Raw genomic sequence first — 11,759 nt, 5'->3', positions numbered from 1 at the left:
CCATGCTCGGCGCACAATGACAAAGGCTGTGCACTGCACAGCCTTTTTGATTTTGTGTTAGTCGAGTCGCTTACTCTCTTTTCCATGGCAGACGAAATGCCACCACACCAAACAGAATCAAGATTGGGAAACGTAACGTTTCAACAATAAATGAAGCAATACCGCTGAAAGAGACAAAGCTTCCAGCCCAGCTAATCAGCAGATTTCCCGCTAACAACATCGCCATCACTCCAAGAACGATCTTGAATGAGAACTGACCAACCAAAGGTTTCGAGTCTGTTAACGTCACTAGGCATGCAATCGTCATCAAAATCGCCACCCAGAATGAGAATGTTGGCAGTGGCCATATCACCGTCAGAACAATCGACAGTAAGCACAATGCCCACCAAACACCTTTAGAACTCAATAAGGCGCTAATATCAACATCCGGTTTCGCGTCTAATCTCACGATATGCCACGTCGTTAAAGCGCCTAATACACCACCCATTAATACATCACTAAAAAACGCACTGCCTGAATAAGACTTAAATAGCATGATCCACAGCAGGCCAGCGAGCACTATCAGAATCGATTTTTGCTCCAAGAGGCGCTTTAGTTTCCAAAAGACTAACAAGGTTAAACTGACCCACAAGGCAGCCAACAGACTTGGAAAACTATACCCACTGCTCATCACCAGTTTCAATGTTGGCATGTAAGCGTGTGGACGTGGAAAACCAAAACCTTGGTGCGCGATTAAAGTAAGTAGTGTCACCGAGATCAAAGTGAAGCCAAACTTCAACGCGAAGTTACGGCCAAAGTACCAAGCAATTAACGGCAATAGCACAATGAAGACCCATGGCTTGGCCAACAAGTCAGTCAAAAGCACAGTATTCGCAAATACGCTTGGCATCTTATCGAACGTGTTTTGAAGTGACACAATCCAATTTAATTCAACTTGATGGACTTTGGGTGCCGCGCCCACCAGCTCAGTCACATACGTCACCGGTTGATCTGTCGCAGATAAAAACAGCTCGTTAATCTCAGACCACTGTTCTGGGTAGCGGTATTGGTGATCTTGCAATTCAGTAGGAGGAAGTAACATCGCTCGGCTGACTTCCACGCCATAATGAGGAGCAAACCAAATCGGCAGCTCAAAGCCACCTAACTCATTTCGAGCCTTGTAACTGATCACTTCAGAGTCAGAAATACAATCAAACACGACGGCACTGTCGGTATAACCTAGCACATCACCGACCGTTACCGACAAACCAGCCTCTTCCCACGTTTCACGTTGCGCCGCGACGGCTGGCGGCTCACCTGAAACAACAGTGCCTCCCGGTAGAGACAATTGACCGGTGATCAACTCATCAACCAACACGATTTGGTTATCAGCACGTACTACACACAAGGCGCCCGCGATATGATCGGGCAAAGTGTCGTTTGCCCAAGCGGAAGTAGTACTCAAAAGAGACAGTATGAAAACTAATAAATATCGAATAACCAACGAGTTTACCTAAAAAATAATAGAAGAATATTGAAGACTGCTGTTGCAGTTGAACTATTGTAATCAAAGCCACACAAAATCGCTGTCTACGTTTTGTGCAAAGCCTTCCTCATCCATTGAATGTGAGGTGTGAACCCCATTTTTTGATAGAAGTCCTTGGCAGGCGAGTTAAAGTCCCAAACTTCTACAAAGACTTGTTCAACCCCATAATCATCAAAAGTACTTTCAACTTTGTTAAACAACTTTTCAGCAATCGATTCTTTTCGATAATCAGGCAAGACAAACAGTTCATCGACACTTCCCATCGGCACTGGTTTGCTGACCGTTGAGATAAGCTCACAAAAATGCCCAGAGATAAAGCCAACAATGAGCTCACCTTTTAATGCCACATAAACCAAACATTCAGGGTCATCCAAGTATCGTGCAATGCTTTTTTCCTGCTCAATCTCTTCTGCCGTTTTAAAGTGCTCTGGGCTAGCAAGGTGGTGATAATGGTGGAGATCGAACATTAACTCGTTAAGTTGTTCCAAATCCGCGTGCTTTGCGGCCCTTAAGGTGACATTCATGACTATTGCGCTTCTCAAACCAAATTAATATCTAAACTGAGTCTAGTTTACTTGCCGTGAGTATCTATACAAGTTATTGAATTAATTCATTGTTTGAAGTGTGTATTTTAGATACAAAAACGGCCACATTACGTGGCCATTCTGTTTGAATGATTTTGAATTAAACGAATATCGAAGCTATGGTTTTTGCTGTGGCTTTTGCTGTAGCTTCAGCTTTATGCACCGTTATCTTCTTTCTCTTCTTTGAGATCAGCAAGCTGTTGTTCCAGTTCAATAAGCTTAATTTCCGCCTCTACTTCCGCAACTCGCTTTTCTGCATCAGTGCGATTGTCTTGCGCTAGACCATCAGCAGTAACTTGGGTTCGTTGTGCGTTTCTTGCATCGTCCGTATCTTTCATTGAACCCGCAACACCACCGGTCACACCACCTAATGCAGCGCCCTTAACGGCTAAACTCGCATCTCCAGTTAGAGCGCCGGCTGTTGCTCCTAATAAAGCACCACCTACCGCACCACGATTACGTGCGGCATTCTCATTTTCGTTATCCATTGCTGGTGATGCGCAACCAGAAAGAGTCACAATCAGTGTCGCTAAAAGAAAAGGTTTAGTGAATTTCATAGGAGTCTCGCTTAGTTCTTCGTTTTGAGTAGAACCATCTTAAGCAGAGCCGTTAATGAGATAAATAAAGCCACGTTTAGACGATACATCATGTTCAGCTATGTATTATTCAGCCATCGCATAACTGATTAATGATATATAGCTTTGAGCTCGCTTTATCCTCACCAACAAAAAAGGCGACCAATAAGGTCGCCTCAATCGCGCTTTCTCTATAATTCTTGCCTTTCACATATCTCTTAGCCTTTAGACCAAAAGTTTTGCATGTTTGCTACGCTAGGTGGTGGCCTAACACCACAATCTCGATAATGATTTTTATCGCCGATCCCCAGTATCTTGCCATTTTCGTCATCAATCATAGCCGCAACTTTAACACCGTCTCCCACATGGCGAGTTAACACGACAATTTCACCAGCTCTTTCAGACCTTACTGCGCCTAAGATTTGATATTCGTAGCGGCCTTTCCTTGAATTAACGATCATCTTCGAGTTAATAGGGTCGGCTTCATATCCCACACCAATATCAAAAACCGCTTGATAGAGATCGACGCCAGTCTTTGATACACATTTAAATACCTTGGGATGACTCAAAGGTTCTAACAACGCTCTACTCGCTTCATCCTTTGAAATACTGGCACTAGCAGCACCACTGACCAATAAAGCAATCAACAAAAAGTAAGCTCGCATAAAAAGACCTCAATATGTGGGATTCATAATAAGGTCATAGTAAACGCAATGGATAAGCGGATGAATAAAGTAGAGTTTAGGTAAACCATCACGCCGGATTATGTATAAATCAACAAGCCGAAGGTGAGATTACCTAAACTGCGACGTCTATTTGCCGAGCTTTTCAGCAATTTCAGTTAAGCTGGTAGGGTCGTCAATAGTTGAAGGCACCACATATTGTTCACCTTCTGCGATCTGCCGGATCGTTCTACGTAAGATCTTACCTGAGCGCGTCTTAGGTAATCTCTCAACAACCAAGGCTTGCTTAAAACAGGCGACCGCGCCAATCTCATTGCGAACCTTGCCAACCAACTCCGCTTGTAACTCAATACCATCGACTTTTACGCCATCTTTCAGCACAACTAAACCAAGAGGTAGCTGCCCTTTTAAGTCATCATGAATCCCGACTACCGCACATTCTGCAATGGCTGGGTGACCACCCACAATCTCTTCCATTTCTCCCGTCGACAGACGGTGTCCCGCTACGTTTATCACATCGTCGATACGGCCCATGATAAATAGATACCCATCTTCATCGAGATAGCCACCGTCCCCAGAAACATAATAGCCTGGGAATTGGCTCAAATAGCCCGATTCAAACCGATCATGATTGCGCCATACCGTGGGTAAGCAACCAGGCGGCAATGGTCGTTTAAGTGCCACAAACCCTTGTTGATTCGTTTGTGCGATTTCACCCAACTCATTGAGGATCTCCACTTGGTAACCGGGTACTGGCTTGGTTGACGAACCCGCTTTTACAGGCAAAGATTCAAGCCCTGTTGGATTGGCAGAAATAGCCCAACCCGTTTCGGTTTGCCACCAATGATCGATAACCGGCTTATTAGTATGAGACTCAACCCAATCCAATGTTGGCGGGTCTAAGCGCTCACCAGCCATGAAAATCGACTTGAGCGATGATAAGTCATACTTGGTGAGCAACTCGCCTTCAGGATCTTCTTTCTTGATTGCTCTAAATGCCGTTGGAGCGGAAAATAACACATCGACGTTGTACTCTTCACACACACGCCAGAATGCGCCGGGATCTGGCGTTCGTACTGGCTTGCCTTCAAACAAAATGGTCGTACAGCCATGAATCAATGGCGCATACACAATGTAGGAATGCCCCACTACCCAGCCGACATCAGAAGCCGCCCAAAACACACCATCTTGCGACATATCGTAAATAGTGCTCATCGAGTATTTCATTGCGACCGCGTGACCACCATTGTCACGAACCACGCCTTTTGGCTTACCCGTCGTCCCTGATGTATACAATATATATAGTGGGTCCGTTGCTAGAACAGGCACACACACATGAGGCAATGCATCGCTAACCGCTTGTTGCCAAAGTACATCGCGTTCATTGTTCAATTCGGCTAGAGACTGCTCTCTTTGGAATACCACCACTTTCTCAGGCTTCCAACGACTGTCCATGATCGCTCTGTCGACCATCGGCTTATATGGCAGGACTTTATTTATCTCGACACCACAGGATGCAGTAATCAAGACCTTCGGTTCAGCATCTTCGATACGAACGGCAAGCTCATGAGGAGCAAACCCACCAAACACCACCGAATGCACCGCGCCTAGTCGAGCACAAGCCAGCATTGCCATTGCCGCTTCAGGAATCATTGGCATGTAGATCACCACACGATCGCCTTTGGTAACGCCTTGCGTGGCTAACATACCTGCGACTTTAGCCACTTGGTTACGCAATTGATTGTAAGTGTACGAGGATTGAGTTCCTGTAACTGGAGAGTCGTAAATCAGTGCGGTATTGTCACCTCGCCCATTTTCACAATGATAATCCAACGCGAGCCAGCAAGTGTTCATCACCCCATCAGGAAACCAACGTTCAATACCGTTATCGTCAGTTTGTAATATCGTTTTTGGTGGTTCAAACCAATCTATCGCTTGTGATTGTGTTTCCCAAAACGAATTTGGGTCTTCCCTCGCCCATTGATACTCGGTGATGTAATCTGTTTTTCTAGTCATTCGATTCGTAGCAGACATAGTGCCTCCTCCATGATTTATCCATTAGTCCAAGCGACTAGCTTTTAACAGTTTCACTTGGGTGCACTCTTTTCTCAGCGTTGTATTCGTGAACATTTAACCGTTCACGACAATCGCTTTACTTGGGAAAAGGCACACGAATGGCACCTTCCATGATCACTCGGGCACTACGACTCATAATCGCCCTCTCTATTTTCCACCCACTTTCGGCCTGCAGCGCTTTCGCACCTACCTTTAAGGTTCCTGACGGGTGTCCAAAGGTCACGAAATCACGACTTCCCTCACCGGCTGCCAAGTTCACTAAGGTGCCAGGAACACTTGCCGCTGAAGCAATAGCAACCGCAGCCGTACCCATCATGGCATGGTGCAGTTGCCCCATAGACAAAGCACGCACCAGAAGGTCAGTATCTTCGACAGCAACCGATTTACCACTGGAAGCTTGGTACGCTTGAGGCTTAGCAACAAACGCGACTTTAGGTGTATGTTGACGTGATTCAGCTTGTTCTAAAGAATCAATAAGACCCATTGCTACTGCACCATGTGCTCGTATGGATTCAAACAGAGCCAAGGCTTTGGTATCACTATTGATATCTGATTGAAGTTCAGTGCCTTGGTAACCAACCGATTCAGCATCAACAAAAATGGTGGGTATCCCAGCATTAATGTATGTCGCTTTGATGCAACCCAGATCGGGAACATCTAAAAAATCGACAACATTCCCTGTTGGGAACATAGAGCCACTCGCATCGGCGGGGTCTAGAAAATCAACTTGGATCTCAGCGGCGGGGAAAGTCACACCGTCGAGTTCAAAATCACCTAACTCTTGAACTTCGCGACCAGCGATAGGTACATGAACAATAATGGTTTTCTCTATGTTCACTTGCCATACTCGCACCTCGACCACACCGTTTTCTGGAATACGATTCGAGTCGACTAGGCCACTATGAATAGCAAATGGACCTACGGCAGCAGACAGATTGCCGCAGTTACCGCTCCAATCGACAAACGGCTTGTCAATTGCTACTTGGCCGAATAAGTAATCAACATCGTGATCGGCTTTACTGCTTTTCGAAACAATAACGGTTTTACTGGTACTGGATGTTGCACCGCCCATGCCGTCGGTTTGTTTGCCATAAGGATCTGGACTACCAATCACGCGCAGAAGTAATGCGTCTCGAGCTTCTCCGGCAACTTGCGCAGCTTCAGGTAAGTCACTTAAGTTGAAAAAGACACCTTTGCTTGTTCCGCCCCGCATATAGGTAGCAGGTACTTTTATCTGTTTGATGTTCATAACTAGCTCCTAATTTGCAAGAAAGTCTTTGGCGAAACGTTGCAATACGCCACCAGCGCTGTACACATTCACTTCGTCTGCCGTGTCTAGTCGGCAGGTCACAGGAACATCAAGCTTTTCACCGTTTTTACGAGTGATGACTAGAGCCAAATCAGAACCTGCTTGAATGTCACCATAAACGTCGTAAAGCTCGGTACCGTCCAATTCTAAGGTGTCGCGATTCGTTCCCGCTTTGAATTGAAGAGGCAGAACACCCATGCCAACCAAGTTGGTTCTGTGAATTCGTTCAAAGCCTTCGGCAACAATCACTTCAACACCCGCTAGACGCACACCTTTGGCTGCCCAGTCACGTGATGAACCTTGTCCATAATCGGCACCCGCCACGACAATCAAAGGCTGTTTACGGTTCATGTAGGTTTCTATCGCTTCCCACATTCGCGTAACTTGCCCCTCGGGTTCAACTCTTGCCAATGAACCTTGCACGACTTCTCCAACGTCCTTCACCATTTCGTTAAACAGCTTAGGGTTGGCGAATGTTGCTCGTTGCGCGGTTAAGTGATCGCCTCGATGGGTCGCGTAAGAGTTAAAGTCCTCTTCCGGCACTTCCATTTTGGTGAGGTATTCCCCCGCAGCGCTCGAAGCGAGAATCGCATTTGAAGGGGATAAGTGATCTGTGGTGATGTTGTCACCCAGAATCGCTAAAGGTCTCATACCAGATAGGCTTCGTTCTCCCGCCAAAGCCCCCTCCCAATAAGGTGGTCTGCGAATATAGGTACTTTGAGGTCGCCAGTCATAAAGCGGTTCAGTCGTCACCTGTTCCTCGTCTGGCTGGAACATTTTCACGTAGATTTGTTGGAATTGCTGAGGCTTAACGTGCTCACCGACAACGGCATCGATCTCGGCATCACTCGGCCATAAATCACTTAAGTAGATTGGCTTACCATTGTTGTCGGTGCCTAAGCTGTCTTTCTCGATATCAAAGCGAATCGTGCCAGCCAACGCGTAAGCAACCACCAATGGCGGTGAGGCTAAAAACGCTTGTTTGGCATAAGGATGGATTCGACCATCAAAGTTTCGATTCCCCGATAACACAGCGGTAGAGTACAGGTCGCGGTCGATGATCTCTTGTTGGATAGCAGGATCTAGGGCTCCGCTCATACCATTACAGGTAGTACACGCATAGCCGACGATACCGAAGCCTAGCTTTTCCAGCTCAGGTAGCAAACCTGCCGACTCAAGATAGAGCTTGGCAACTTTAGAGCCCGGCGCGAATGACGTTTTTACCCACGGCTTACGAACTAATCCAAGTTGATTGGCTTTCTTAGCCACCAATGCCGCGGCGACCACGTTTCTTGGATTACTGGTATTGGTACAAGAAGTAATCGCCGCAATGATCACGGCACCATCTGGCATTTGTTCATCAGAATATTGTTCAGCGTGTTGCTCTTTCCAAGAAGCTTGGCTGATGCCTTGTTTGGCAAGTTCACTGGTTGGTAAACGACGATGTGGATTGGATGGCCCTGCAAGGTTGCGCTCAACTTTAGACAAATCAAACTCAAGCACACGTTCGTATTGAGCGGAATCTAAATCATCGGCCCATAAGCCAGTTTGCTTAGCGTATAGCTCAACTAACTCAACCTGTTCAGGCTCGCGTCCTGTCAGCTTTAGGTATTGTATGGTCTGTTCATCGATATAGAACATACCTGCTGTCGCGCCGTATTCTGGCGTCATGTTAGATATAGTCGCACGGTCACCAATGGTCAGTGCACGCGCGCCTTCACCGAAGAATTCCAAATAGCTTGAAACCACTCTCTCATTGCGAAGGAACTCCGTTATTGCGAGCACAATATCCGTTGCGGTTATCCCTTCTTGTCGTTGACCAGTCAGTTTAACGCCCACAATATCAGGCAAACGCATCATTGACGGGCGACCGAGCATCACAGTCTCAGCTTCCAAACCACCTACACCTATTGCAATAACACCCAGAGCGTCAACATGAGGAGTATGACTGTCGGTGCCGACACAGGTATCAGGAAACGCGATTCCTTCTTTAGATTGAATCACTGGAGACATTTTCTCCAAGTTAATCTGGTGCATAATTCCATTACCCGCAGGAATCACACTCACGTTTTTAAACGCGGTTTTACACCATTCGATAAAGTGAAAACGGTCTTCGTTTCTGCGCTCTTCAATCGCGCGGTTTTTATCAAATGCTTCGTTATCAAACCCGGCATGTTCCACTGCCAAAGAGTGATCAACAATCAGTTGAGTTTCGACCACTGGGTTCACCTTGGCAGGGTCTCCGCCTTGGTCGGCAATTGCATCGCGTAAGCCAGCTAAATCAACTAAAGCGGTCTGACCTAGAATGTCATGACACACCACTCGCGCAGGATACCAAGGAAAATCTAAGTTGCTCTTGCGTTCAATGATCTGTTTTAAGCTGTCTTCAAGGGTTTCAGGATCACAGCGTCTTACTAATTGCTCTGCCAACACTCGCGACGTATAAGGCAAGGTTTTATAAGCGCCCGGGGATATTGCTTCTACCGCTTCGCAAGCGTCGAAATATTCTAAACCCGTTCCCGGTAAAACCTTTCGATACTTGTTTTCATCAAGCTCTTGGTTTCTTTCAAGTTTTACATCAGACATACATCCACCATTATCTGTTAAATTCTATTCGTTGGTTCTCGAGGCCTTATCACATGAAGAGAAAAGTCACCTCGAGATATAAGTCGGCTCGATATAGAGGACTAACGTAAATGGATTGGTAGCCAGTCTTGATGCTCTGGCCCGGTGTAGTCTGCACTTGGACGAATGATGCGATTGTTTTCTCTTTGCTCGAATACGTGTGCCGTCCAACCAGTAAGGCGGCTCATCACGAAGATAGGAGTAAACAATTTGGTTGGGATGTCCATGAAGTGGTAAGCCGATGCATGGAAGAAGTCAGCATTACAGAACAACCCTTTCTCTCGCTTCATAACCGCTTCAACACGCTCAGACACGGCATAAAGCTGTTCATCACCCACCTCTTGAGCTAACTCTTTTGACCAACGCTTGATTAGAGCGTTTCGTGGATCGCTCTCACGATAAATAGCATGACCGAAGCCCATGATTTTGTCTTTGTTAGCAAGCATCTGCATGATGTTAGTTTCTGCTTCATCAGCGGATTTCCAATCTTGGATCATTTCCATTGCCGCTTCATTCGCACCGCCATGTAAAGGACCTCTTAGTGTGCCAATTGCTGCTGTAACGCACGAATGAATATCTGACAGTGTTGATGCACAGACACGGGCAGCAAAAGTAGATGCGTTAAACTCATGCTCTGCGTAAAGCATTAGCGAACAGTGCATTACCTTCTTATGCAGTTCACTCGGTGCTTTGTCCGTTAGCATCTTCAAGAAGTAACCACCCAGACATGCTTCGCTTTGATCTTCAGTGTCAATGCGCACGCCATCATGGCTAAAGCGGTACCAATAACAAATAATCGCAGGGAAAAGCGCGAGCATTCGTTCAGTCGCAGGCAGTTGCTCGGAGAAGTCAGACTCTTGCTCTAGATTACCTAACATTGAACAACCCGTTCTCATCACATCCATTGGATGAGCGTCTGCTGGGATAAGCTCTAGTGCTGCTTTCAAAGGTTGAGGCAAGCCGCGCAGACCAACCAACAATATTTTATAATCATCGAGCTCTTTTTCAGTGGGTAAGTGACCCCTTAGTAGCAGATGCGCCACTTCTTCGAACTGAGCATGATTAGCAAGGTCGGTAATATCGTAACCACGATAAGTTAAACCCGTTCCTGACTGGCCTACGGTACATAGCGCGGTGGTTCCCGCACTTTGGCCACGTAGACCAGCACCACCGATTGCAGGTGCGCTAGCTGGTTTGATTTCGGGTTTTTCGCTTTGTTGTTGGTTTTCTGTTGAAGCCTTTTCGACAGCTGCTTTATCACTCAAAGATACAGACATGGTGAACTCCTTTTCTGTGTTAGCCGCCTGCACTCTTTGGTGCTGCCTGTTTATGTGTCCGATGATCTTTATCATCGGTACTGGATATGGCGACTAACCATTTCACGTTATTGGATTAAGTTGATTTTTGATTAATTGAAACTGGTTTACCCTTCACTTGAAAACAACTGATCAAGCTTGTTCTCGTAGTCGTGGTAATTAAGGTGTTCGTAAAGCTCTTTACGGGTTTGCATTGAATCCAACAGAGCTTCCTGATTGCCTTCAACTAACAAGTGCTTGTAAACATTCTCAGCCGCTTTATTCATCGCACGGAACGCACTCAATGGGTAAAGCACCATGTCGACACTCGATTGCGCTAACTCATTACAGTTGTAAAGTGGCGTTTGCCCGAATTCAGTTATGTTCGCGAGAATAGGCACATGCTTACCCGTTGCTGATTTCAAAGCTGCCGAGAACTTCACGTATTGGTCGAGTTGATTCATCGCCTCAGGGAAGATCATGTCTGCGCCCGCTTCAACACAAGCTATCGCTCGCTCAATTGCGCTATCAATGCCTTCAACCGCCAATGCATCCGTACGCGCCATAATCACAAAGCTGTCATCGGTTCTAGCATCGGTTGCCGCTTTGACTCTATCGACCATCTCTTGCTGACTTACAATCGCTTTATTTGGTCGATGACCACAGCGTTTCTGGGCCACTTGGTCTTCCATATGGATTGCTGCTGCGCCTGCCTTCTCCATAGCACGAATGGTACGTGCAATATTGAATGCGCCACCAAATCCCGTATCGATATCCACCAGCAATGGCAGATCACACGCGTTGGTAATACGTTCAACATCCACCAACACATCGTTCAATGTCGTAATACCTAAATCAGGCAAACCATAAGACGCATTGGCGATACCTCCACCCGACAAATAGATCGCCTGATGCCCTAAGTTCTTTGCCATCATCGCGCAATACGGATTCACCGTACCGACGATCTGCAATGGCTCGTTGTCTTGCACAGCTTGTCGGAACTTAGCTCCTGCTGATAACTTCATAATGACGCTCCCTGTTAATTGTTTATTTCTAGCTAATCTTTAAGACTTACGGCTTTTGATTA

The 11,759-nt window shown here is 46.3% G+C and carries 9 protein-coding genes; all 9 read right to left on the bottom strand.

The features are described from left to right. Positions 1-70: 70 nt before the first annotated feature. On the bottom strand, positions 71-1,483 hold the full coding sequence (locus tag AB4209_RS16410) for an NUDIX domain-containing protein (RefSeq protein ID WP_102393499.1): 1,413 nt from the start codon (positions 1,481-1,483) through the stop codon (positions 71-73). An 86-nt stretch (positions 1,484-1,569) separates the two neighbouring features. Next, positions 1,570-2,049 (bottom strand): GNAT family N-acetyltransferase, encoded by a 480-nt coding sequence (locus AB4209_RS16405; RefSeq protein WP_017062299.1) that lies wholly within the window; start codon positions 2,047-2,049, stop codon positions 1,570-1,572. A gap of 215 nt (positions 2,050-2,264) precedes the next feature. Further along, positions 2,265-2,666 (bottom strand): glycine zipper domain-containing protein, encoded by a 402-nt coding sequence (locus tag AB4209_RS16400; RefSeq protein WP_017062298.1) that lies wholly within the window; start codon positions 2,664-2,666, stop codon positions 2,265-2,267. Positions 2,667-2,902: 236 nt separating this feature from the next. After that, positions 2,903-3,349: a hypothetical protein gene (locus tag AB4209_RS16395; protein WP_050648228.1), complete on the bottom strand. Its 447-nt coding sequence runs from the start codon at positions 3,347-3,349 to the stop codon at positions 2,903-2,905. 147 nt (positions 3,350-3,496) lie between these two features. Continuing rightward, complete coding sequence (locus AB4209_RS16390; RefSeq protein WP_372056500.1) at positions 3,497-5,401, bottom strand: propionyl-CoA synthetase; 1,905 nt, start codon at positions 5,399-5,401, stop codon at positions 3,497-3,499. A gap of 118 nt (positions 5,402-5,519) precedes the next feature. Continuing rightward, positions 5,520-6,692 (bottom strand): 2-methylaconitate cis-trans isomerase PrpF, encoded by a 1,173-nt coding sequence (gene prpF / locus AB4209_RS16385; RefSeq protein ID WP_372056498.1) that lies wholly within the window; start codon positions 6,690-6,692, stop codon positions 5,520-5,522. 9 nt (positions 6,693-6,701) lie between these two features. Next, a complete protein-coding gene (gene acnD / locus AB4209_RS16380; protein ID WP_372056496.1) occupies positions 6,702-9,338 on the bottom strand; it encodes a Fe/S-dependent 2-methylisocitrate dehydratase AcnD in 2,637 nt (878 codons plus the stop codon). 101 nt (positions 9,339-9,439) lie between these two features. After that, complete coding sequence (gene prpC / locus AB4209_RS16375) at positions 9,440-10,654, bottom strand: 2-methylcitrate synthase (protein ID WP_372056494.1); 1,215 nt, start codon at positions 10,652-10,654, stop codon at positions 9,440-9,442. A 146-nt stretch (positions 10,655-10,800) separates the two neighbouring features. Then, on the bottom strand, positions 10,801-11,697 hold the full coding sequence (gene prpB / locus AB4209_RS16370) for a methylisocitrate lyase (RefSeq protein ID WP_065682186.1): 897 nt from the start codon (positions 11,695-11,697) through the stop codon (positions 10,801-10,803). Positions 11,698-11,759: the final 62 nt, after the last annotated feature.

The organism is Vibrio sp. 10N.286.48.C11, assembly GCF_041469805.1.
In the GTDB taxonomy this organism is placed as follows: Bacteria; Pseudomonadota; Gammaproteobacteria; order Enterobacterales; family Vibrionaceae; genus Vibrio; species Vibrio crassostreae_C.
The sequence above is the reverse complement of the archived record's forward strand: the minus strand, read 5'-3'. Positions and strand labels throughout refer to the sequence as shown.

What these genes read in the sequence shown, in the direction of transcription:
- acnD (WP_372056496.1), bottom strand. Translation starts at nt 9,338, where the DNA reads ATGTCTGATGTAAAACTTGAAAGAAACCAAGAGCTTGATGAAAACAAG.
- prpB (WP_065682186.1), bottom strand. Translation starts at nt 11,697, where the DNA reads ATGAAGTTATCAGCAGGAGCTAAGTTCCGACAAGCTGTGCAAGACAAC.
- AB4209_RS16400 (WP_017062298.1), bottom strand. Translation starts at nt 2,666, where the DNA reads ATGAAATTCACTAAACCTTTTCTTTTAGCGACACTGATTGTGACTCTT.
- AB4209_RS16395 (WP_050648228.1), bottom strand. Translation starts at nt 3,349, where the DNA reads ATGCGAGCTTACTTTTTGTTGATTGCTTTATTGGTCAGTGGTGCTGCT.
- AB4209_RS16390 (WP_372056500.1), bottom strand. Translation starts at nt 5,401, where the DNA reads ATGTCTGCTACGAATCGAATGACTAGAAAAACAGATTACATCACCGAG.
- AB4209_RS16405 (WP_017062299.1), bottom strand. Translation starts at nt 2,049, where the DNA reads ATGAATGTCACCTTAAGGGCCGCAAAGCACGCGGATTTGGAACAACTT.
- prpC (WP_372056494.1), bottom strand. Translation starts at nt 10,654, where the DNA reads ATGTCTGTATCTTTGAGTGATAAAGCAGCTGTCGAAAAGGCTTCAACA.
- prpF (WP_372056498.1), bottom strand. Translation starts at nt 6,692, where the DNA reads ATGAACATCAAACAGATAAAAGTACCTGCTACCTATATGCGGGGCGGA.